General features: G+C 71.5%; 18 protein-coding genes. 6 read left to right on the plus strand and 12 right to left on the minus strand.

What is annotated here, in order from left to right:
• Positions 1 to 222: 222 nt before the first annotated feature.
• The 5 genes from pcaB to IEY91_RS04685 are packed head-to-tail and all read right to left on the minus strand — an operon-like array spanning position 223 to position 4,400.
• Positions 223 to 1,665, minus strand: coding sequence for a 3-carboxy-cis,cis-muconate cycloisomerase (gene pcaB / locus IEY91_RS04665; RefSeq protein WP_189172961.1), 1,443 nt, complete (start codon positions 1,663 to 1,665; stop codon positions 223 to 225).
• Positions 1,662 to 2,222 carry a protocatechuate 3,4-dioxygenase subunit alpha gene (gene pcaG / locus IEY91_RS04670; RefSeq protein WP_189172962.1) on the minus strand — a complete coding sequence of 187 codons (561 nt, stop codon included), beginning with the start codon at positions 2,220 to 2,222 and terminating at the stop codon, positions 1,662 to 1,664. The genes pcaB and pcaG overlap by 4 nt, the downstream gene beginning before the upstream one ends.
• Positions 2,219 to 2,923, minus strand: coding sequence for a protocatechuate 3,4-dioxygenase subunit beta (gene pcaH / locus IEY91_RS04675; protein WP_189172963.1), 705 nt, complete (start codon positions 2,921 to 2,923; stop codon positions 2,219 to 2,221). The genes pcaG and pcaH overlap by 4 nt, the downstream gene beginning before the upstream one ends.
• Positions 2,920 to 3,645 (minus strand): CoA transferase subunit B, encoded by a 726-nt coding sequence (locus IEY91_RS04680; protein WP_189172964.1) that lies wholly within the window; start codon positions 3,643 to 3,645, stop codon positions 2,920 to 2,922. The genes pcaH and IEY91_RS04680 overlap by 4 nt, the downstream gene beginning before the upstream one ends.
• Positions 3,645 to 4,400, minus strand: a complete 756-nt coding sequence (locus IEY91_RS04685) for a CoA transferase subunit A (protein ID WP_189172965.1) — start codon at positions 4,398 to 4,400, stop codon at positions 3,645 to 3,647. The genes IEY91_RS04680 and IEY91_RS04685 overlap by 1 nt, the downstream gene beginning before the upstream one ends.
• 175 nt (positions 4,401 to 4,575) lie before the next feature.
• Between IEY91_RS04685 and IEY91_RS04690 the strand changes: the two genes are divergently transcribed.
• Positions 4,576 to 5,037 carry a MarR family winged helix-turn-helix transcriptional regulator gene (locus IEY91_RS04690; RefSeq protein WP_164318424.1) on the plus strand — a complete coding sequence of 154 codons (462 nt, stop codon included), beginning with the start codon at positions 4,576 to 4,578 and terminating at the stop codon, positions 5,035 to 5,037.
• A gap of 18 nt (positions 5,038 to 5,055) precedes the next feature.
• Here IEY91_RS04690 and IEY91_RS04695 read toward each other — a convergent pair whose 3' ends face one another.
• From IEY91_RS04695 to IEY91_RS04705, 3 genes are all read right to left on the minus strand, one after another.
• Positions 5,056 to 6,012 (minus strand): DUF3048 domain-containing protein, encoded by a 957-nt coding sequence (locus tag IEY91_RS04695; RefSeq protein WP_229696704.1) that lies wholly within the window; start codon positions 6,010 to 6,012, stop codon positions 5,056 to 5,058.
• An 18-nt stretch (positions 6,013 to 6,030) separates the two neighbouring features.
• Positions 6,031 to 7,824: a hydroxysqualene dehydroxylase gene (locus IEY91_RS04700; RefSeq protein WP_189172966.1), complete on the minus strand. Its 1,794-nt coding sequence runs from the start codon at positions 7,822 to 7,824 to the stop codon at positions 6,031 to 6,033.
• Positions 7,825 to 7,971: 147 nt separating this feature from the next.
• Positions 7,972 to 9,045, minus strand: a complete 1,074-nt coding sequence (locus IEY91_RS04705; protein ID WP_189172967.1) for an ATP-dependent DNA ligase — start codon at positions 9,043 to 9,045, stop codon at positions 7,972 to 7,974.
• A 74-nt stretch (positions 9,046 to 9,119) separates the two neighbouring features.
• Between IEY91_RS04705 and ligD the strand changes: the two genes are divergently transcribed.
• The gene (ligD, locus tag IEY91_RS04710; RefSeq protein WP_189172968.1) at positions 9,120 to 10,139 is read left to right on the plus strand and encodes a non-homologous end-joining DNA ligase; all 1,020 of its coding nucleotides are present in this window, start codon (positions 9,120 to 9,122) and stop codon (positions 10,137 to 10,139) included.
• A 58-nt stretch (positions 10,140 to 10,197) separates the two neighbouring features.
• Here the strand turns inward: ligD and IEY91_RS04715 are convergent, their stop codons facing one another.
• Together IEY91_RS04715 and IEY91_RS04720 are read right to left on the minus strand one after the other, a co-directional pair.
• Complete coding sequence (locus IEY91_RS04715) at positions 10,198 to 12,414, minus strand: OmpL47-type beta-barrel domain-containing protein (protein ID WP_189173136.1); 2,217 nt, start codon at positions 12,412 to 12,414, stop codon at positions 10,198 to 10,200.
• Between the two features lie 14 nt (positions 12,415 to 12,428).
• Positions 12,429 to 14,984 carry a ThuA domain-containing protein gene (locus IEY91_RS04720; RefSeq protein ID WP_229696705.1) on the minus strand — a complete coding sequence of 852 codons (2,556 nt, stop codon included), beginning with the start codon at positions 14,982 to 14,984 and terminating at the stop codon, positions 12,429 to 12,431.
• Between the two features lie 267 nt (positions 14,985 to 15,251).
• Between IEY91_RS04720 and IEY91_RS04725 the strand changes: the two genes are divergently transcribed.
• Positions 15,252 to 16,334, plus strand: a complete 1,083-nt coding sequence (locus IEY91_RS04725) for a multicopper oxidase domain-containing protein (RefSeq protein WP_189172970.1) — start codon at positions 15,252 to 15,254, stop codon at positions 16,332 to 16,334.
• 75 nt (positions 16,335 to 16,409) lie between these two features.
• Here IEY91_RS04725 and IEY91_RS04730 read toward each other — a convergent pair whose 3' ends face one another.
• Positions 16,410 to 17,396, minus strand: coding sequence for a zinc-dependent alcohol dehydrogenase family protein (locus IEY91_RS04730; RefSeq protein WP_189172971.1), 987 nt, complete (start codon positions 17,394 to 17,396; stop codon positions 16,410 to 16,412).
• An 85-nt stretch (positions 17,397 to 17,481) separates the two neighbouring features.
• On the opposite strand from IEY91_RS04730, the gene IEY91_RS04735 reads away from it, so the two are divergent.
• The gene (locus IEY91_RS04735; RefSeq protein ID WP_189172972.1) at positions 17,482 to 18,111 is read left to right on the plus strand and encodes a TetR/AcrR family transcriptional regulator; all 630 of its coding nucleotides are present in this window, start codon (positions 17,482 to 17,484) and stop codon (positions 18,109 to 18,111) included.
• Positions 18,112 to 18,118: 7 nt separating this feature from the next.
• On the opposite strand, the gene IEY91_RS04740 is transcribed toward IEY91_RS04735, so the two are convergent.
• The gene (locus tag IEY91_RS04740) at positions 18,119 to 18,709 is read right to left on the minus strand and encodes a DNA-directed RNA polymerase subunit beta family protein (RefSeq protein ID WP_189172973.1); all 591 of its coding nucleotides are present in this window, start codon (positions 18,707 to 18,709) and stop codon (positions 18,119 to 18,121) included.
• Between the two features lie 180 nt (positions 18,710 to 18,889).
• On the opposite strand from IEY91_RS04740, the gene IEY91_RS04745 reads away from it, so the two are divergent.
• Both IEY91_RS04745 and IEY91_RS04750 read left to right on the plus strand, forming a co-directional pair.
• Positions 18,890 to 19,987, plus strand: a complete 1,098-nt coding sequence (locus tag IEY91_RS04745; protein ID WP_373287886.1) for a LacI family DNA-binding transcriptional regulator — start codon at positions 18,890 to 18,892, stop codon at positions 19,985 to 19,987.
• 178 nt (positions 19,988 to 20,165) lie between these two features.
• Positions 20,166 to 20,927 (plus strand): SDR family oxidoreductase, encoded by a 762-nt coding sequence (locus IEY91_RS04750; protein ID WP_164318405.1) that lies wholly within the window; start codon positions 20,166 to 20,168, stop codon positions 20,925 to 20,927.
• Positions 20,928 to 20,944 lie beyond the last annotated feature (17 nt).

Below are 20,944 nucleotides of genomic sequence, written 5' to 3' on the forward strand. Positions count from 1 at the left end.
CTCGCGGGACGCCCGAGGGGGCTCCGCCCCCTGGACCCCCGTATCGGCCTGAACGGCCTCGTCCTCAAACGCCGGACGGGCTGAAACCGCGCCGCTGCGGCTGGGGGTTTCAGCCCGTCCGGCGATTGAGGACGAGGCGCGGAGCGCCGACAAGGGGGAGAGGGGCGAAGCCCCAGACAGGGAGCGGGGTCTGGGGCGGAGCCCCAGGGCAGGTGTGAGTGGTCAGTGGCGCCTCAGGGCGCGGTCTGTGAGGGCCCCGGCGTGGCCGGTCCAGTGGGTGGGGTCGGTGAGGGCGGTCAGGGCGGCCTTGGTGAGGTTGAGGTGGGGCGGGGGACCGGGGCTCGGGGGCTGCGCGGCCAGTTCGGCGGTGAGGGCGTCCGCGAGGGATACGTCCCGCTCCCGTGCCCGCCGCGCCGCCGAGGCCACCAAAGCGGCCGCCCGTGCCCGGCCGAGCGCGGGGGTCAGTTCCACCACGAGGCGTTCGGAGACGATCAACCCCCCGGTGAGGTCGAGGTTCGCGCGCATCGCCTCCGGGTGGACCTGGAGGCCCGCGCACAGCTCGGCCGCGTCGCGCGCCGCGCCCCCGGCCAGTCGCAACAGGTCCCGCAGGGGCTCCCATTCGGCGTGCCACGCGCCCGCAGGGCGCTCGTCGGCCGCGGTCAGGGAAGCGAGCAGGGTGGCCGCGAGAGCCGGGGCGCGGTGCGCCGCGGCGGCGATCAGCGTGGCGCGGACCGGGTTGGCCTTGTGCGGCATCGCGGACGAGGTGCCCCCGGTGCCCTCGGAGAGTTCACCGATCTCCGTGCGGGAGAGCGTGAGGACGTCGGCGGCGAGTTTGCCGAGCGCCCCGGCGGTGAACGCCAGCGCGGTGGCCAGGTCGGCGACGGGCGTACGGAGCGTGTGCCAGGGGAGGGTGGGCTCGGCGAGCCCCAACTCCCGTGCGTAGACGGCGACAAGGTCCAGCCCGGGCGCAGGCCCAGGCCCCGTTCCCGGCGCCCCCACCCCACCAGCACCCACACCCCCGTACGCCGCCATCACCGCCAACGTCCCCACCGCCCCGCCCCACTGCGCCGGCAGCGCACCCCGCACCCCCGCGACCCGGTCCCGCGCGTCCAGGACCAGGGACCGCCACCCCGCCGCCTTGAGGCCGAACGTCGTCGGTGCCGCGTGCTGGGTGAGGGTGCGGCCGGGCATCGCGGTGTCGCGGTGGGCGCGGGCCAGGCGGGCCAACTCCCGTTCCGTGCGGGCCAGATCCGGCAGGAGGACGTCCAGCGTGCGGGCCGCCACGAGCATGGTCGCGGTGTCCAGGATGTCCTGGCTGGTCGCGCCCCGGTGGACGTACGGGGCCGCCTCCTCGGGCACCGCCGCCGTCAGGTCCGCCACCAGCGGTATCACCGGGTTGCCGCCGCCCCGGGCGCGTACCGCGATGTCACGCGCGTCGAAGCGGGCGGCGTCGGCGGCCGCCTCGGTGACCGCGTCCGCCGCGGAGGCGGGTGCCATGCCCATCGCCGCCTGCGCCCGCGTCAGCGCCGCCTCCGCGTCCAGCATGGCCTGGAGGAAGGCCCGGTCGCTCGTGGTGCGCTCCGCCGCCGAACCCGCGCGCCCGGGGGCCAGCAGGCCCACGTCGAGGGCGAGGCACTCTCGTGACTTGCCCGCCTCACCGCTCACCCGAACTCCAGGAACACCGTCTCGCCCTCCCCCTGGAGGCGTATGTCGAAGCGGTACGCGCGGTGCGGCCCCGCCTGGGCGAGGAGCGTCGCGCGGCGGCCCGGGTCCAGGGTCGTGAGCAGGGCGTCGTCGGGGTCGTCGCGTACGTACGCGCGTGTGTAGAGCTGGTTCAGGAGGCCGCGGGCGAAGAGGGCGATCGACAGGTACGGGGCGCCGCCGGGCGGGAGGGTGTGGATCGCCCAGTGGCCGTCGGCGTCCGTGGGCACGCGGCCGAAGCCCGTGAACGTGACGCCGTCACGGCCCGCCGGGCGGCCGGTCACGGGGTCGCGGCGCAGTGAGCCGGGCGCGCCCGTGCGGGAGCCGTCCGGCGCGGGCTGCCAGATTTCGAGGAGGGCGTCGTGTACGGGGTCTCCGGCGCCGTCGTACACGTAGCCGTGGAGGGTGATCCTGTCGGGGTGGGCGAGGGGCGCGATGTCGGGGCCGCCGGCGGCGGGCAGCGCGTGGCCGTAGAAGGGGCCGATGGTCTGGGAGGGTGTGGGGGCGTGGGGAGTCGTCACCGGGCCTCGCCGTCCTCGAAGAGCGTGGCGGACGGGCCGTCCAGGACGACGTCCCAGCGGTAGCCGAGCGACCACTCCGGCACCGACAGGTCGTGGTCGTACGCGGCCACGAGCCGGGCCCGCGCCACCTCGTCGGTGACCGAGTGCAGTACCGGGTCGAGGGCGAGGAGCGGGTCGCCGGGGAAGTACATCTGCGTCACCAGGCGCTGCGTGAACGCCGTGCCGAAGAAGGAGAAGTGCAGGTGCGCGGGGCGCCAGGCGTTGTCGTGGTTGCGCCACGCGTAGGCGCCCGGCCTGATGGTGGTGAAGGCGTACGTTCCGTCGTCGTCGGTGAGGCAGCGGCCGCAGCCCGTGAAGTTCGGGTCGAGGGGGGCCGGGTGCTGGTCGCGGCGGTGGGCGTATCTGCCCGCCGCGTTCGTCTGCCACAGCTCGACCAACTGGCCACGCACCGGCCGCCCTTGACGGTCCCTCACCCGCCCGGTGACCGTGATCCGCTCACCGATGGGATCGCCCGTGTGCTGCCGGGTCAGATCGCCGTCCAGCGGCGTGACGTCGGTGACGCCGAAGACGGGGCCCGTCAGCTCCACGGCCTCGGGGTCCCGGACTCGGACCAGCGGGCCGTGCGGGGTGCGGAGCTTGAGGCTGCGGTAGGGCGGGGGAGAGGGGGGCTTCGTCAGGTTCGTCGTCAGGGGCTTCGTCATGTGCGGGTGCTCCTCTCTGACGGGGGTGAGGGGGAGTGGCGAGGGGAGGGCGGAGCCGGAGGCCGTGGTCGCGCGGGGCGTGTCCCGGGGATGCGTACCCGCACCTGTGCCGCCGTCCTTGCGACGAGCTCCTCGACGCCGACCCCCGGCGCGCACTCGGTCAGTTCGAACCCGTCCCCGGTGACGTCCAGGACCGCGAGGTCCGTGATGACGCGGTGCACACAGGCCCGGCCGGTCAGCGGCAGGTCGCACTCCTCGACGAGCTTCGGGGAACCGTCCTTGGCGGTGTGCGTCATCGTCACGACGACCTTCCGGGCGCCGTGCACGAGATCCATCGCGCCGCCGATGCCGGTGACGAGCTTGCCGGGCACCGCCCAGTTGGCGAGGTCCCCGCGCGCGGAGACCTGCATCGCGCCGAGCACGGCGACATCGATGTGACCGCCGCGGATCATGCCGAAGGACAGCGCGGAGTCGAAGAACGCGGCACCGGGCCGCACGGTCACCGTCTCCTTGCTCGCGTTGATCAGGTCGGGATCCACCGCGTCGGCCGCCGGATACGGGCCGACCCCGAGGACGCCGTTCTCGGACTGGACGACCACCTCGACGCCGGGCGGCAGATGGCCGGGAATGAGGGTGGGCAGGCCGATGCCGAGGTTCACGTACTGGCCGTCGCGCAGCTCGCGGGCCGCGCGTGCCGCCATCTGCTCACGGGTCCAGGGCATCAGGCGCTCACCGTCCGGTGCTCGACGCGCTTGTCGGCCGCCTCGGCCGGGCTCAGCGCCACCACGCGCCGCACGAAGACACCGGGCAGATGCACCGCGTCCGGATCGAGCGCGCCGGGCTCCACCAGCTCCTCCACCTCCGCGACCGTGACCCTTCCGGCCATCGCGGCAAGGGGGTTGAAGTTCCGGCTCGACCTCGCGAACACCAGGTTGCCGTGCCGGTCGCCGCGCGCCGCCCGCACCAGCGCGAAGTCCGTGCGGATGGCGTGCTCCAGAACGTGCGGGACGCCGTCGAACTCCCGGACCTCCTTGGGCGGCGAGGCCACCGCGACCCCGCCCCGGCCGTCGTACCGCACAGGGATACCGCCCTCCGCGACCTGCGTGCCGACACCGGCCGGGGTGTAGAAGGCGGGGATGCCCGAGCCCCCGGCCCGCAGCCGCTCGGCGAGCGTGCCCTGCGGGATCAGCTCGACCTCCAGCTCACCGGACAGGTACTGGCGCGCGAACTCCTTGTTGGCGCCGATGTACGAGCCCGTCACACGGGCGATGCGGCCCGCCGTGAGCAGCACGGCCAGCCCGGTGTCCAGGGCGCCGCAGTTGTTGGAGACGACGTGCAGACCCGTGACTCCACGGGCGTGCAGCGCCTCGATCAGCACGGTCGGCACGCCGCTGAGTCCGAACCCGCCGACGGCGAGGGACGCGCCGTCCGCGATGTCGGCCACCGCGTCCGCGGCCGAAGCGACCACCTTGTCCATCCGGGCAGGCCTCGTCTCTCTCGCCGAGATTTCATCAGCACACTGACTATCGCTGTGAACCTCGGCTCACGCTGCCACCGCCGCATGGAGCCGTCAAGACACCCTCGGACCGGCCGACTTGGGGATATCGTTCAGTGCACCGACCAATACCTTCCGACGCGCGTGAGGAGCAGCCATGACCGCGGTGGACCTGACCACCCACCCCGGGCACCTGGCCCGGCGCCTGCAGCAGGCGCACCACCTGCTGTGGAACGCGATGGTCTCCGAGGAGATCACCTCACCGCAGTTCGCGGTCCTGAACGCCCTGATCGCCGAACCGGGACTCGACCAGCGCGGCGTGGGCGAGCGGGTCCGCCTCGACCGCTCCACCGTCGCAGACGTCGTCGGCAGGCTGACCCGCAGGGACCTGCTCGACAAGGTCCGCGACCCGCACGACGGCCGCCGCGCCCTGCTGCGCCCCACGGCCGAGGGCAGGCGCGTCCACCGCCGCCTGACGGTGCGCGCGGCCCGGATGAACGAAGTCATGCTCGCGCCGCTGGCCGACGAGGAGCGGACGCTGTTCCTCGGCCTGATCCAGCGCGTCGCCGACGCCGCCGAGCGCCTGCGCGACCCGCTGGCCGAAACCGTCACGCCCTGACGGCCGTGTCCCGCACCGTCACGCCTTCGTGAACACCACCCACACCGGGCCCTTCGCGAAGTCCAGCGGCTTGCCCTTGGGCGTGGTGAACTCCGTCCCGTCGTCCGCCGACCGGCGCTCCCACCGCGCCTCGTAGGAACGGCCGTCGCGCAGCACCTGGGCCGTGCCCGAGCCCACCGAGCGGGTCAGGGGCGAGGTGTTGCCCGAGCGGTCGTGGAAGCGGGAGTCGCGGATGTCGACGCGCTGGACCACCACGGTCGCGGCGGCAAGCGCCTTGCCGGCCTGGGTGCGGGCCTGGGTGCCGTCCATCGCGATGTGCCAGCGGCCCTCGTACTCGACCCAGGTGAAGGTGAAGCGCGCCGACGGGAAGCGGACCGTGCGCCGGGTCTCGGGCGTGCCGCCTGCCGGGCGCGGGCCGAACGTGAAGCCGGTGCTGTCCAGGCCGCTCGCCTTGGGACGTACGCCGAGCGCGGCGGGCCGCAGATAGAGGTTGTGCGGGGCGGGCCTGCCGTTGTCGCGGTAGTACGCCTTGGCGGAGGCGTCGCCCGGCGGCAGCGGGCGCAGCGGGGCCGCGTCGATCAGCGGCAGGAGCTTGCCCTGCGCGCCGGAGAACGCGAGCGCCGGGCGGTCGAACTGGCGCAGCAGGTCCAGGTCCGTCTCGCGGGCGCTGCGCACGGGGCCGACGACGGGCGGCAGCTTGGTCGCGTACACCGCCATCAGCCGGCTCAGACCCGCCTCCACCTGCTCGACGTACACGACGTCCGCCGCGTCGAGGCCGGTCTGCGGGCGGGCCGGGCCCACGTTGTCGATCTTCACGGCGAGTACGCGGCCGCCGTCCCTGGACCGCTTCGCGTCGCCGTCCGGATCCGTCTCCAGGGTGCAGCCCGCGGCGAGGGCGGCGAGCACCGTCGCCGCCGTCACCGCGCGCCACACCCGTACCAGCCCCCGCATGCGCCCCTGTGCTCGCCGTGTCATGCGGGGGATGTACCCCGCTCAGCCCAGATCGAGCACATTCGGCAGCCCGAGCCGGTACCGGAAGCGGTCGTGGCGCTTGAGGCCCTCGATCTCCGGGGCCCGGTACATCGGCGTGACCTCGCACTTCTTGGCGTCCGAGCCCGCCCGGTCGAGGAGGGCGTTCACCGCCTGGCGGGCCGCGGCGTTGGCGCCCTCCATGGTGGCGAGGTCGATGTCGACGGAGACGTAGTCGCCCGCGAGGTAGAGGTTGGGGATCTTCGTGTCGGCCGACGGGCGGTTGTGCAGGGTGCCCACGGGGTGGATGAGGAGTTCGTCGTCGTTGGTGGGGTTCGGGCCGCCGATGCCGTCGACGCCCGGGTCGAGGAACCACGAGTGCAGCTTCGCGTCGCTCAGGACCGTCTTGCCGGTGTCGTTGAGGTGCGCCTTCAACTGCGCCCAGACCTCGCGCGCGACCTCGTCGCGCGTGCACTGCTTGGCGGTCTTGCCGTAGAGCATCCCCGGCTTGTCCCACTCGGAGATGTCCACGGACAGACAGTCCACCGCCGTGCCGTCGCCGTAGTCGGCCGGGAAGTCGCGGCCCTTCCAGTGCGCGGCCTGCGCGATGCCGGTCAGCGACCAGGGCGAGTCGACGCAGTTGAAGTGGCCCTCGACGGTCCCCGGGCGCGCCGTGAGATAGAACTGGATGCCCGTCATCCAGTCCGTCTCCAGCTTGTCGCAGCGCGCCAACTGCGGGTCCGCCGCCTTGAGTTCACGGCTCCACGTCCTGCGGGCGTGTTCGACGGGCATGGCCTGTACGTAGTGGTCGGCGACGACGTCCTCGCGCTTGCCGTCGGGGTTCTCGACGACCGTCTTGGTGATCCGGCCGCCGCCGTAGGCGAGTTCGCGCACCGTCCAGCCGACGCGGAAGGTGACGCCGAGCGACTTCAGATGCGTCACCCACGGGTCGATCCACGCCTCGTTCGTCGGCGCGTTCAGGATGCGGTCGGGCGGGCCGTCCGCGCCGCGCCCGAGTGCGTTGAACACGAACGCCTCGCCGAGCGCGCCGACCGTGCGGGTGCTCGCCACCTCGGCCTTCGTCGCCACGATGTTGCGGGTGATGCCGATGGCGAGGATGCGCTGGTAGTCCTTCGACATCTGCTCCGCGCGCACGAACTTCCACCAGGGCGTGGACTCCCAGTCGTCGTCGCGGCGCTCGTCGCAGCTCGTGAGGAAGACCAGGACGCGGTTCACGAAGTACGCGACCTCGTGGGCGGGGATGCTGGTGGCCGTGTCGAGCAGGGCGGTCAGCGCGCGGGCGATGTCGTCCTTGGTGAGGCGGGCCGGGTCGCCCGTGTGCTGCGGGATCGGCAGCCGGATGTCCTCGCGGCCGCCCGACCGGGCGAAGCTCATCTCGGGCGGGCTGATCAGGTTGTCCCAGACGCCGTTCGCGTTCTCCGGGAACGGGATGCGGCGCATGGTGTCCGGCAGGTTGTGATAGATGCCCGGGATGAAGCGGAAGCCGTGCTCGGCCGGGAGCGGCCTGCGGTTGCCCTTCGCGCTGTTCGGTACGTCCATGCTGCGGGCCTTGCCGCCCAGCGCGCGGCGCTCGTACACCGTCACGGCGAAGCCGCGTTCCGCCAGCTCGTGGGCGGCGGTCAGGCCCGCGACGCCGCCGCCGAGCACGGCGACCGTCTGCCTGGCGCGGGGTGCGGAGTCGGCTGCGCGTGCCGGGGCCGACAGGGCCCCGACCCCCAGCGCGGCCACGCCGCCGACGGCCGCCGTACGCGCGACGAAGGTCCTGCGAGTGCTTCCTGACGTATGTGCGTGCCCCACGTGTCGTCCCCCTTACCGGTGGTAACTCGGCTGTCGGGGGCGGAGCTTACGGTTGTGGACGGGGCGCCGGAAGCGATGCGATGTTGCTTGGCGCGTTTTCGACTGCGGGGGTGGCCCGGCGTGGGTGGGCCTCGGCGTGCGTGGGCCTCAGGCCGGCGGTGAGCCCAGGACCGCCGTCAGGTCGTACCCCGCGGGCTCCTCCAGCTGGGCGTACGTGCAGGATTCGGGCGTACGGTCGGGACGCCACGTCCGGAACTGCGCGGTGTGCCGGAACCGCGCCCCGTTCTCCATGTGGTCGTACGCCACCTCACACACCCGCTCGGGCCGCAACGCCACCCAGGTAAGGTCCTTCTTGCCGGTCCACCGGCTCACCGCCCCCGGCAGCCGGGCCCCCTCGTGCGCCGACTCCTCCGTCCACGCGGCCCACGGATGCCCCGCCGCGGACTCCATCCGCAGCGGCTCCAGCTCCGCCACCAGCTCCTCGCGCCGCTTCATGGAGAACGCGGCGCACACCCCGACGTGCTGCAACGTCCCCCCGTCGTCGTACAGGCCCAGCAGCAGCGAACCCACCACGGGCCCGCTCTTGTGGAAGCGGAAACCCGCGACGACGCAGTCCGCGGTCCGCTCGTGCTTGATCTTGAACATGAGGCGTTCGTTCTGCCGGTACGGCAGGTCGACGGGCTTCGCGATCACCCCGTCGAGCCCGGCACCCTCGTACTCCGAGAACCAGCGCTCGGCCACGTCCCGGTCCAGCGTCGCGGGCGCCAGGTGCACGGGCGCGGTCACCCCGTCGAGCGCCCTGGCCAGAAGCCGTCTGCGGTCGCCGAGCGGCACGTCGAGGAGCGCCTCGTCGAAGAGGGCCAGCAGGTCGAAGGCGACGAAGGACGCCGGTGTCCGCTCGGCGAGCGTCCGCACCCGGGACTCCGCCGGATGGATGCGCTCGGTGAGGGCGTCGAAATCCAGCCGCCCGTCGCGCGCGATGACGATCTCCCCGTCGACCACGCACCGCTCGGGCAACCGTTCCCGCAGCGCCTCGACCAGCTCGGGAAAGTACCGCGTCAGCGACTTCGTGCCGCGACTGCCGATCTCGATCTCCGGCCCGTCCCGAAACACGACGGCCCGGAACCCGTCCCACTTCGCCTCGTACTGCATACCCGGCGGAATCCGCCCCACGGACTTGGCGAGCATGGGCTTCACGGGCGGCATCACCGGGAGATCCATGGTCCGATTCTGCGACCGGCCGGGCCATATTGCCCGGTGTGCGGCATTTGCCGTACGCGTCTACCGTGGCACGCATGGGCGCCGGAGCGGCGGTGGAGCTGACGGCTGGAGAGCGGCAGGTGCGGCTCTCCAGCCCCGACCGCGTGCTGTTCCCCGAGCGCGGCTTCACCAAGCGGGACCTCGCGGAGTACTTCATCGCCGTCGGCGACGGCATCGTGCGGGCGCTGCGCGACCGGCCGACCACCCTGGAGCGCTACCCGGAGGGCCTCGGCGGCGAGCACTTCTACCAGAAGCGCGCCCCGAAGAACCTGCCCGACTGGATCCCCACCGGCACCATCACCTTCCCCAGCGGCCGCACCGCCGACGAGATCTGCCCCACCGAGGTCGCCGCGGTCGTCTGGGCCGCCCAGTTCGGCACGTTCACCTTCCACCCCTGGCCGGTCCGCCGCGCCGAGCCCGACCACCCCGACGAACTGCGCATCGACCTCGACCCCCAGCCCGGCACCGACTACGCCGACGCCGTCCGCGCCGCCCACGGACTCAAGGAGGTCCTGGACGACTTCGGGCTCCGCGGCTGGCCCAAGACCTCCGGCGGGCGCGGCATCCACGTCTTCGTGCCCATCGCGCCCAGGTGGACGTTCGTCGAGGTGCGCCGCGCCGCCATCGCCTGCGGGCGTGAACTGGAACGGCGCCATCCGGACGAGGTGACCACCGCGTGGTGGAAGGAGGAGCGCGGCGAGCGCATCTTCGTCGACTTCAACCAGACCGCCCGCGACCGCACCATCGCCTCCGCCTACTCGGTACGCGCACGCCCGCACGCCCCCGTCTCCGCGCCGCTGCGCTGGGACGAGATCGACGACGCCGTGCCCACCGACTTCGACATCGGCACCATGCCCGGGCGCTTCGCCGAGGTCGGCGACGTACACAAGGACATGGACGAGCACGCCTTCTCCCTGGAGGGGCTCCTCGAACAGGCCGACCGCGATGAGCACGACCACGGGCTCGGGGACATGTCCTATCCGCCGGAGTACCCGAAGATGCCGGGAGAGCCGAAGCGGGTCCAGCCGAGCCGCGCCCGGCACGACGACGACTGACGTGCGAAGGGCCCCTCTCCGCGTACGAAGAAGGGCCCCGCGCACAACTCACGTGCCGCTACAGCTCCTTGATCCGGATGTCCCGGTACGACACCACGTCCGTCACGCCATGGACCTGGAGCCCGACATAGCCGGACGCGAAGCGGCGGCCGTCCGTGCCGGGGTCGTCGCCGCGCGGCGGCTCGAAGAGCTGGCCGCCGGAGTTGTCGAACTCGTTGAGCAGGACACCGTTGCGGTAGACCGAGTAGTGCTGGTCGACCACGCGGATCTCGTAGTCGTTCCAGGTGCCCTTGGGTGTCACGCCCGCGCCCGCGAGGCCGACGCGGTCGAAGCCGTACACCGAGCCGGTCTTGTACATGTCGCCGTCAGGACGGTCGAGCACCTGCACCTCGTGGCCGTACTTGATGGCGACCCACTCCGGACGTGACTCCTCCGGGTGGTCGTGGATCTGCGGGAAGCGCACGAACACACCGGAGTTGGCGTTCCCGGCGGCCGGGGCGTCGTCGCGCCACTGGAGCTTCAGCGAGAAGTCGCCGTACTTGCGCTCGGGGAACCACAGCATGCCGAGCCCGTTCTTCGTGGTGCCCGAGGTCATCGATCCGTCGGTGTTCAGGCCGAACGAACCGCCGCCCACGTGCTGCCACTTGGCGAAGGACTTCTGCGTGCCGTCGAAGAGGTGACGGTAGCCCTCGGTCTGGCCCGGCTTGCCGATGCCCGACTGCTTCGCCGCCCTGTTGATCTTGTTGTACTCGCGCTGGTCGATCTCGGCGGTCTTCTTGAGGCGGTCCGTGACGGTCTTCACGTGCTTGAGGAACAGCGCGTGCGACGACCAGTCCTTCTCGTCCTCGATCAACTCGCCGATCCGGCAACGGTTGTTGGTCACCCGGTTCGGGATTCCTGTGTCGACGGTGCCGACGAACACCGTCAACCGCTCGTCGTATTCAGGGCAGTTGGGCCCGGGGACCCCACCGCCCTCGTCGATCGTGAACGCCACCGACTTCGCGGGCGCGGTGTTGCCCGCCTTGTCGCTCGCCCGGTACGCCACGGTGTGCCGCCCGACGCGGTCGACGACCACGGGCGCCGTGTACGCCACGTACGGACCGCCGTCCAGGGAGTACTCGACCTTGTCCACGCCCGAGCCGGAGTCGGTCGCGGTGACCGTCACCTTGGCCTTGCCGATGTAGGCGCCGTCGGAGTTCTTGTCGCCCTCGACCTTCGCCGAGGTCTCCGGCGGCGTCTTGTCCTCGGTCGGCGGCGCGACCACCGTGAACTCCACCGACTTCTCCGGGGCGACGTTGCCCGCCTTGTCGGAGGCGCGGTAGCGGACCTTGTGGCTGCCCACCTCGTGGACCATCACGGGTGTCGTGTACGGCTGCCAGTCGCCGTCACCGATCGCGTACTCGACCTTGTTGAGGCCCGAGCCCGCGTCGGACGCCGACACCGTCACCGTCGCCATGCCGAGGTACTGGCCCTGGCCGTTCTGCTCGCCGCTGACCGTCGCCGAGGTCTCCGGCGGCGTCTTGTCGTCGGTCGGCGGCGCGACGACCTTGAAGTCGACGGCCTTCTCCGCCGCCACGTTGCCCGCCTTGTCGGACGCCCGATAGCGGATCTTGTGCGTGCCGACCGTGTTCACGACCACGGGCGCGGTGTACGGCTGCCAGGCGCCGTCGGCCCCGACCGCGTACTCGACCTTCTCGACGCCCGAGCCGCCGCTCTCGTCGGTCGCCGTCACCGTGACGGTCGCCGAACCGACGTAAGCGCCGTCGGAGTTGGTCGCCCCGTCGACCTTCGCCTTCGTCTCCGGGGCGGTGGTGTCCTCGCCGCCGCCCTCGGTGACGACCAGGATGCCCTGCATCGCGCCGTGGCCGGGGATGGTGCAGTAGTAGCGGTAGCGGCCCGGCTTGAGGGTGACCTCGGCCGTGTGCTTGCCGCCCTTGTCGTCGCCCGGGTTGGCGAGGATGTTCAGCGGGACGTCGTTGTTGTACTCCGGGTCGGAGACGTCGAACGTCAGCGTGTGCGGCATGCCGGTGGTGTTGCCGGTGGCCACGCTGTTCTCGAAGACGATCGTCGTCTTGCCCGCGACCGCCGTCGCCGGCGCGGACTTGTACTTGGTGATGTCGTTGTCGCCGGTCCAGGTGAGCGTCTGCTGCTGTGCGGCGAGCCCGCTGTTGTCGGGCCGCGCGCTCGCCGCCGACGTCAGGCCCACCGCCATGAGGAGCGCGGCGAGCAGCGCCGTCCAGACCCTGCCGCGGCGAGCGGATCCCACGGGTCTCATGGGTCTCACGGATCTCATCGTCCCGCCTTCCTCGCCAGGTCCGCCGCAGCCGGAGTGGCCGCACCGCCCTTGTACGTCACGCGCCACAGCGCCGACTTGGCGTCGGAGGTGAAGAAGCCGCGCCCGTAGTCGAGGACGTACAGCGAGCCGTCCGGCGCGAACTTCCAGTCCATGAGGTTCTTGATGTTGTCGTTGCCCACCGGAATGATCTTCTTGAGCGATTCGGCGTGCACCGGCAGACCGCCCTTGCCGACCGTCTTGGGGTCGGTGAGCACCGCGTGCCGCGGCTGGTCGCCGTCGTAGAAGTCGCCGACGAACCACTTGCCGTCCCAGTACGACGGCCACTTGTCGGCGCTCGCGCTCGCCTCGTCGTAGCGGTAGACCGGGCCGTTCATCGTGGCCTGGCCGCCGCCCTTGAGCCACGGCAGGAGCTGCTTCTGCTCCTCGGGCTTGTAGCTGGGGACGCCGTTGGCGTCGCGCGGGTAGTCGATGCCGCCGCCCTGCGGCGAGTACCAGATGGTGTTGGGCTCGGCCGGCGGGATCTTCACCAGGCCGTCGTTGTTGGGCGATTCATTGCGCAGGTTCTTGCAGTCGTACCAGCCGAGCGGCTTGCTCGGGTCCGGCAGATTGCGGTCGCGGTAGGGCTGGTTGTTGCCCATGCAGTACGGCCAGCCGCGGTTGGAGGCGTGCGTGATCGCCGCGAACGTGTCGTACTTCGCCGGGCCCCAGGTCGTCGACGGCTGACCGGCGTCGGGGCCGACCCAGCCCGCGTACAGCGTGTCGGTCTTCTTGTCGACGAAGATGCGCGCGGGGTTGCGGACGCCCATCACATAGATCTCGCCGCGCGTCTTGCCGCCGCCCTCGTCCGGCTCCTTGCCGGTGAAGAGGTTGCCTTCGGGCAGGGTGTACGTGCCGTCGGGCTCGGGGTGGATGCGCAGGATCTTGCCGTTGAGGTTGTTGGTGTTGCCCGCGGTGCGGCGGGCGTCGGCGAAGGAGACGCCCTTGAAGCTCGGCTGCGGGTTGTTGCCCGAGTAGCCGTCGCTGAAGCCGGAGGAGTTGTTGTCACCCGTCGCGATGTACAGGTTGCCCTTGGAGTCCCAGGACATCCCGCCGCCGGAGTGGCAGCAACTGTGCACCTGCACCGGCCACTTGAGCAGCACCTTCTCGCTGCTCGGGTCCAGCTTGTTGGTGGCCTGGTCGAGGGTGAAGCGGGAGATGTACCGCTCGGCCATGTGCGTGTCGCGGTTCAGCTGCGAGTGCGGCGTGTAGTGCAGATACACCCAGCCGTTCTGCGCGAACTTCGGGTCCAGCTCGATGCCGAGCAGCCCTTCCTCGACTTTGATCAGCTCGCCGCCGCCGCCCTTGTTGCCGAAGACGCTGAGCGCCCCGGCGAGCGTGACCTGCTTGGTCTTCGGGTCGTAGACGTGGATCTCGCCCTTGCCCTTGCCGATGTCGGGGTTGTTCCAGTCGGTGATCACGGGTTGCGAGGAGTCGGCGCCGCCGCGGCCGATGTAGAACACCCGGCCGTCGGGGGCCGTGACCAGGCCGTGCGGCTCGCCGATCTGGTCGTTCTGGCCCGGCTTGTTGGGCTGGGTCAGGCGCTCGGCCTTGTAGTTCGCGTTGATGGTCGCCTTGCAGTCGGCGCGGGCGATGCGGGTCGTCCACAGCAGGGCGCCGCGCAGATGGCCGCGGAAGTCCGCCTCGTCGTAGGCGTCGGGCGTGCCGCCCATGCCGGTGTAGAAGGACCGGCCGCCGTCGTAGTCGCGGCACCAGGACACCGGGTGGTCCGCGCCGTTCGCGCCCTCACCCGGTTTGTACGTCGCCTCGCGCACGCGGGCCACGGTGTGCACGTTGCCCGACGGCCCCGACGGACCAGCCTCCCAGTTGAGCCACTTGTCGGGGCGCTTCCACTCCAGGGGAAGGTCCTTGGTGGCGGGGTTCTCGCGGTCGCCGACCTCGACGGTGGCGCGCTGGACGGCGGTGGGGCTCGCGTCCTTGGGGCGGGCGCCGACCAGGCCGGTGAACCAGGACGAGTACGGTTCCGCGCGGGCCGCGTCGTGCAGGCCGAGGAAGCCGCCGCCGGCCTCCATGTAGGCCTCCAGGCCCGCCTCCTGCTCGGCGTCGAGCACATCGCCGCCGCCGGTCACGAACGTCACCGCGTTGAACTTGCCGAGCTTCTTGGCGTTGGTGAACACGGCCGGGTCGTCGGTGGCCGTGACCGTGAACTGCTGGTCGGCCGGGCCGGATTGGCCGATCTTCTCGATGGCGGCGATGGCCGCGTCCACGACCGGCGACTCGTCGCCGCCGGCGGCCGAGCCGTAGAAGGCGAGCACACGCACGTTCGCGCTGCCCGGGGGAGCAGGCAGCGCGCGTGACATCGTTGTCTTCATCGCCTCCGCGTCCGGGGGCGGTTCCGGGAAGGGCCGCGCGGTCGCAGCGGGGCCCGTGAGGAGGCCGGCGGCCACGGCCCCGGCGGCCAGGACCGCCGCCCAGGCGCGGCGTGTGGATCTGTGTCTGGTTCTGCCCAACCCTCGTACGGTTGGGGGCGTTTGATGCGGTTTCAGCCGCATGAGTACACCCACCCATCGTCGGTCACGGCTACGGCGAATACATCAACAGCACCGGAGAAGCTAGCCTCCTTGGAGGGCTGGCGCCGACGAAGCTAGCCCTCTTTTGACGGCTAGCCAATAGCTACGACAGCACTTCACACGAACTTTGTCCTGCGTGTGGATAAACCGGAGCACTGCCGCTAGCGTGTGGCCGGAATCCGGTGCCTCGTGCGCCCCGGTCAGGTCCGTACGTAGCGTCAGTTTCCGTGCCTCAGTGGGGAGTTCGCCATGGACAGACGGAGCTTCAACCGCCGGATGCTGGTCGGGGGAGCGGTTGCCACGGTCGGCGTGACATCGTTGTCCGCCATGGCGTCGGACTCCGCGGCCGACGCCCCCCGAGCGGTGGCGGATCCGCCGAAAACGGCCCCCGCGGGCGGCGAGGTGCGCCGGATCAAGATGTACGCGGAGAAGCTTCCCGACGGGCAGATGGGCTACGGCCTGGAGAAGGGCAAGGCCTCCATTCCCGGGCCGCTGCTCGAACTCAACGAAGGGGACACCCTGCACGTCGAGTTCGAGAACACCACGGACGTCGACGTCAGCCTGCACGTGCACGGCATGGACTACGAGATCTCCAGCGACGGCACGAAGCACACCAAGTCGCAGGTGGCGCCCGGCGGCAAGCGCACCTACACGTGGCGCACGCACGCGCCGGGCCGCCGCAAGGACGGCACCTGGCGGCCCGGCACGGCGGGGTACTGGCACTACCACGACCACGTGGTCGGCACGGAGCACGGCACGGGTGGCGTCCGCAAGGGCCTGTACGGCGCGGTGATCGTGCGCCGCAAGGGCGACATCCTGCCCGACCAGACCTGCGTCATCGTCTTCAACGACATGATGATCAACAACAAGCCGGCCCACTCCGGCCCCGACTTCGAGGCCACCGTGGGCGATCGGGTCGAGTTCGTGTCGATCACCCACGGCGAGTACTACCACACGTTCCACATCCACGGTCACCGCTGGGCCGACAACCGCACGGGCCTGCTCACCGGCCCCGACGACCCGAGCCAGGTCCTCGACGACAAGATCACCGGCCCCGGGGACTCCTTCGGTTTCCAGGTGATCGCGGGCGAGGGGGTGGGAGCGGGGGCGTGGATGTACCACTGCCATGTGCAGAGCCACTCGGACATGGGGATGGTGGGGCTGTTCCTGGTGAAGAAGCCGGATGGGACTATTCCGGATTATGAGCCGCATCATCCGCATGGGGCGAAGGGTGACGGCGGGGCGAAGGGTGGGTCTGAGGCGAAGGGTGGTTCTGAGGCCAAGGGTGACGCCGGGGCCAAGGGGGCCGGGTCGGATCACGCGCACCACTAGTCGGCCCTTGCGCGCGCTCGGCGGCGTCCGTTGGCTTCAGTTGCCCGCTGTTGCCCGCCGCGCCGTTCGTTGCGGCTACGGCGTCAGCACGATCCTGCCGAAGACCTCGCCCGCGTCCATCTTGTGGTGTGCCAGCACGGCCTGGTCCAGCGGGAGCACCTCGTGCACCACCGCCTTGAGCTCACCCCGGGTCGCGGCGGCGAACTGTTCGCGCCGCACGGCGCGTTGGTCGGCCGCGGTGACGGAGTCGGCGCTGAAGTAGGCGAAGGTCGGCGACTTCTGGAACGCGGCCATGAGCTTCGTGCCGAAGTCGGCGGGCGGCCAGCCTCCGACGACGCCGACGGCGACCATGCGGCCGTTCGGATTGAGCCTGTCGAAGAACGAGGGCATGTCGGGGCCGGCGACGACGTCGACGATGACGTCGTAGCCCTCGGGGGCGTCGCCCGCGTCCCTGCCGTCGGTGGAGCGGACCGGGTTGCCGGAGCGGTCAAGTACGTGGCTCGCGCCCAGCCGGCGCAGCCGCTCGCCGCGTTCGGCGGACGACGTGGTGACCGCCACCGCGGCGGCACCGCGCCGGGCGGCGAGCTGCACCGCCGCGATGCCGATGCTCCCGGCCGCACCACGTATCAGTACGGACTCCCCGGGCGCGAACCGGGCGTGGGCGAGCCCGTAGTGGGCGACGACTCCCGAGCTGCCGAGCGTCACCGCGTCGACGGCGGAGAGGTCCGCGGGAAGGGGAACGATGTCGTGGACCTCGGCGATGGCCTGTTCGACATAGCCGCCGCCCCTGCCCGTGAATCCCCACACCCGTCGGCCGATCCACGAGCGGTCGACGCCCTCGCCGACCGCGGTGACGGTGCCCGCCACCTCGCTGCCCGGCACATGGCCCTCCTTGAAGCCGAGGGCCGACAGGGCCCCCTTTCTGATCACGACGTCGACGCCGCCGACGCCCATAGCCTCCGTCGCGATGAGCACCTGCCCGGCAGCGGGTGCCGGAGTCGGCAGATCCACCACTGCCAGACCTTCAGGGCCTCCGTACGTCCGGATCTCAATTGCCTTCATGCCGTTCTCCACGTCCTCGTCGATGGCGGGCTGCCATGTCCGGACGCTAACGGACGCCCCCGTCCACTTCGCTAAAGTGAGAGACATGGCCGATCAATTGCCTCACGCGCTGCGTTCCGACGCGCTGGACAACCGCGATCGCATCCTCGACGCGGCCCGCAGGCTGTTCTCCACGGAGGGCCTGAAGGTGCCGATGCGGGAGATCGCCAGAGGAGCCGGGGTCGGACCCGCGACTCTGTACCGCCGCTTCCCGACCAAGCAGGCGCTGGTGGCGGCGGTCTTCGCCGACCAGGTGCGCGAGTGCCGTGCCATCGTCGAGGAAGGGTGCTCCGATCCCGATCCATGGCACGGCTTCTGCCTGTTGATCGAGAAGACCTGCGAGATGCACGCCCGTGACCGGGGCTTCACCGAAGCCTTTCTGACGGCGTATCCGGGGGCGACGGAGATCGCCGAGGAGCGTGCCTTCGCCATGAAGGCAGTCGGTGAACTCGCCCAGCGGGCCATGGAGTCGGGGCGGCTGCGCCCCGACTTCGTCCTGGACGACATCCTCCTGATGCTCATGGGCAACTGCGGGATCCGCGTGGCGTCACCCGCCGCGCAGGTCGCGGCCGCCCGACGGTTCGCGGCCTACGTGATCCAGGCGTTCGAGGCCCGCCCCCAGCAGGCCCCGCTGTCGGCGCCGGTCCGGCTGACGTCCCCGGCAGCCATGGGATGAGCCGCAGCTATCGGATGAGCCACCACCGGTACCGGGCGTCCTCCACGGGAAGGTCGTCGCGCACGGTCGCGTACGAGGTGCCCGCCTTGTAGGGCGTGCTCAACCGCTTCCCGTCGTCCCACGAAGTGAACATCTGCCCCTCGAGGCTGTCCGGGGGAATGCCCCAGGCCTGCTGAATGTCCCTCCTCTCGCACGTCGCCATCCAGGCGAGACCCCATCCGCCGACGTCGGCGAGACACTTGCCGTTGCTGACCGAGACGATCTGAAACGCGAAGGCATTGTCGAGCCCGAGCCGCCACCTCTGCCGGGGATCGCCCGCGTCGCACGGAGCGAGCGTGGCGGTGCCCTGGAAGCCGTTGGCGGGGTCCTCGGCCGTGGTCATGCACAGGCCGTTGGCCACGTTGCGCCATTGGCTCCCGGCGTCGGCGGTCGCGGCGGCCGATCCGACGGAGCCGACGGGCTCGACCTGCGCGGACGCCGTGCCCGCGAGCACCCCACCGGCCGCCACGGCGACCACGGCCGCCGTCAGGACGCCGACCCGGCGGGTGAACTGATGGCTGAACCGATGGCTGAACTTCCTCCGGCGTACGGCCTTCATGCGTGCTCCCTCCCCGTGGCGGCGCGGGGACAACTGGGCCCGGCACCGCGATCTTTCACGTTCCGTCACTTGATGGTGACGTACGGTGGAAGCGGCTCGCCATCCCCAGATTGAGGGATGACCCGGCACACGGCCGCCGACGCGGAAGAAGCCGCTGGCTATCCTGATCGGCAACCGTCGATGAGGAGTTCCGAGGTGCCCCAGGCAGCAGCGCGTCCCACGCTGGAGGCAGTGGCCGCGCGGGCGGGGGTGTCGCGGGCGACGGTGTCCCGGGTCGTGAACGGCGAGGCCGGGGTGCGGGAGGTGCTCGCCGTGAAGGTCCGGCGGGCCGTGAAGGAGCTCGGTTACGTTCCCAACCGGGCCGCCCGCAGTCTCGTCACGCGGCGTCACGACGCCGTCGCCGTGGTCATCGCCGAGCCCGAGACCAGGGTCTTCGCCGATCCCTTCTTCGGGCTCCAACTACGGGGCATCAGCAAGGAACTGACGGCACGTGACGTACAACTCGTGCTGCTCCTCACGGAGGGGCGTGACGACCACGAGCGGGTCGGGCGCTATCTCGCGGGCGGCCACGTGGACGGCGCGCTCGTCTTCTCGCTGCACCTGGACGACCCGCTGCCCGGCATCATCCACGGCGCGGGCGTGCCCACGGTGTTCGGCGGGCGGCCCGGCTGGGCGGGCGGCGTGGGCAGTGCGCGGTACGTCGACTGCGACAACCGCGGTGGCGCCCGGCAGGCCGTACGCCACCTCGTCGGCCTCGGCCGCACCCGCGTCGCGCACATCACCGGCCCCCCGGACCAGACCTCGGCCGTCGACCGCCACGACGGCTACCGCGACGTCCTGCCGACGGCGGACCCCGACCTGACCGCCACGGGCGACTTCACCCCCGCGGGCGGCGAGCGCGCCATGCGCCTGCTCCTCGACCGCCGCCCCGATGTCGACGCCGTCTTCGCCGCCAACGACCTTTCCGCGTCGGGCGCGCTGCGCGTGCTGCGGGAGTCCGGACGGCGGGTGCCGCAGGACGTCGCGGTCGTCGGCTTCGACGACATGCTGCCCGTGGCCGAGCAGGCCGACCCGCCGCTGACGACGGTGCGACAGGACATCGAGGAGATGGGGCGGCTGATGGCGGCGATGCTGCTGCGTGGCCAGGGGCAGGCAGGGGGAGGAGGGGGAGCCGGGACAGCCGAAGAGGGCGACGCGGCGTACGGCGAGGTCGACGTCGAGGACGACGGCGCGTGCGTGGTGCTGCCCACGGAGCTCGTCCGGCGGGAGTCCGCCTAGTCCTGGTCCCCGCCCGGCGGGAGCCCGCCCGGTCAGCCCTCGGGCAGCCGTCCGCGGAAATTCTTTCCGTACCCCGGTCACACTTCCCGCGCCCCGTCCGTCATGGCAGTGAGACCCACGGAAAAGCGTGGGGCGGCCGGGAGCAGCGACTCTCGGGTATGACGAGTGGGGAGCAGTCATGGCGGCAACGATCCTGGTCACCGGTGGTACGGGCACGCTCGGCAGCCTCGTGGTGCCGTTGCTGCGCGCGGCGGGGCGCGACGTGCGCGTGCTCACCCGGAAGGAGCGCGCGGGGCAGGACGGCGTCGCGTACGTGACCGGCGACCTGGCCAAGGGCGAGGGAATCGAGGCGGCGGTGGCCGGCGCCGACACCGTGCTGCACCTCGCGGGCGGCCCGAAGGGCGACGAGGAGGCCACCCGGAACCTGGCGCGGGCAGCGGCGGCGGCCGGAGTGCGGCACCTGGTGTACATCTCGGTCATCGGCGCCGACCACATGCCGATCAGCTGGTTCAAGGAGAAGCTCGGCGCCGAGCGTGCCGTGGCCGACTCGGGTGTGCCGTGGACGACCCTGCGGGCCGCCCAGTTCCACGACCTGGTCCTGAACGTCGTGTCGAAGATGGCCAAGATGCCGGTGCTCCCCGTCCCCGGAGGCCTGCGCTTCCAGCCGGTCGACGCGCGCGAGGTGGCGGCAAGGATCGTCGAGCTGACCCTCGGCGAGCCCGCCGGCCTGGTGCCGGACCTGGCGGGACCGAAGGTGTACGGAATGGCCGAGCTGAGCCGCGGCTACCTGGCGGCCCGCGGCAAGCACCGCCTGATGATGCCGGTCCGGATGCCCGGGAAGGTCGGTCGGGCGTACCGGGCCGGGGAGAACCTGACGCTCGACGGCGCCGCCGTGGGCGAGCGCACCTGGGAGGACTTCCTCGCGGAGCGCGTGCACTAGGCGCACCGCGTGTTGCG

This window comes from Streptomyces lasiicapitis (assembly GCF_014646335.1).
In the GTDB taxonomy this organism is placed as follows: Bacteria; Actinomycetota; Actinomycetes; order Streptomycetales; family Streptomycetaceae; genus Streptomyces; species Streptomyces lasiicapitis.

What these genes read in the sequence shown, in the direction of transcription:
- IEY91_RS04685 (WP_189172965.1), bottom strand. Translation starts at nt 4,400, where the DNA reads ATGGACAAGGTGGTCGCTTCGGCCGCGGACGCGGTGGCCGACATCGCG.
- pcaH (WP_189172963.1), bottom strand. Translation starts at nt 2,923, where the DNA reads ATGACGAAGCCCCTGACGACGAACCTGACGAAGCCCCCCTCTCCCCCG.
- IEY91_RS04720 (WP_229696705.1), bottom strand. Translation starts at nt 14,984, where the DNA reads ATGCGGCTGAAACCGCATCAAACGCCCCCAACCGTACGAGGGTTGGGC.
- IEY91_RS04705 (WP_189172967.1), bottom strand. Translation starts at nt 9,045, where the DNA reads ATGGATCTCCCGGTGATGCCGCCCGTGAAGCCCATGCTCGCCAAGTCC.
- IEY91_RS04715 (WP_189173136.1), bottom strand. Translation starts at nt 12,414, where the DNA reads ATGAGACCCGTGGGATCCGCTCGCCGCGGCAGGGTCTGGACGGCGCTG.
- IEY91_RS04730 (WP_189172971.1), bottom strand. Translation starts at nt 17,396, where the DNA reads ATGAAGGCAATTGAGATCCGGACGTACGGAGGCCCTGAAGGTCTGGCA.
- IEY91_RS04690 (WP_164318424.1), top strand. Translation starts at nt 4,576, where the DNA reads ATGACCGCGGTGGACCTGACCACCCACCCCGGGCACCTGGCCCGGCGC.
- IEY91_RS04725 (WP_189172970.1), top strand. Translation starts at nt 15,252, where the DNA reads ATGGACAGACGGAGCTTCAACCGCCGGATGCTGGTCGGGGGAGCGGTT.
- IEY91_RS04750 (WP_164318405.1), top strand. Translation starts at nt 20,166, where the DNA reads ATGGCGGCAACGATCCTGGTCACCGGTGGTACGGGCACGCTCGGCAGC.
- IEY91_RS04735 (WP_189172972.1), top strand. Translation starts at nt 17,482, where the DNA reads ATGGCCGATCAATTGCCTCACGCGCTGCGTTCCGACGCGCTGGACAAC.
- IEY91_RS04695 (WP_229696704.1), bottom strand. Translation starts at nt 6,012, where the DNA reads ATGACACGGCGAGCACAGGGGCGCATGCGGGGGCTGGTACGGGTGTGG.
- IEY91_RS04745 (WP_373287886.1), top strand. Translation starts at nt 18,890, where the DNA reads ATGAGGAGTTCCGAGGTGCCCCAGGCAGCAGCGCGTCCCACGCTGGAG.
- IEY91_RS04680 (WP_189172964.1), bottom strand. Translation starts at nt 3,645, where the DNA reads ATGCCCTGGACCCGTGAGCAGATGGCGGCACGCGCGGCCCGCGAGCTG.
- ligD (WP_189172968.1), top strand. Translation starts at nt 9,120, where the DNA reads ATGGGCGCCGGAGCGGCGGTGGAGCTGACGGCTGGAGAGCGGCAGGTG.
- IEY91_RS04740 (WP_189172973.1), bottom strand. Translation starts at nt 18,709, where the DNA reads ATGAAGGCCGTACGCCGGAGGAAGTTCAGCCATCGGTTCAGCCATCAG.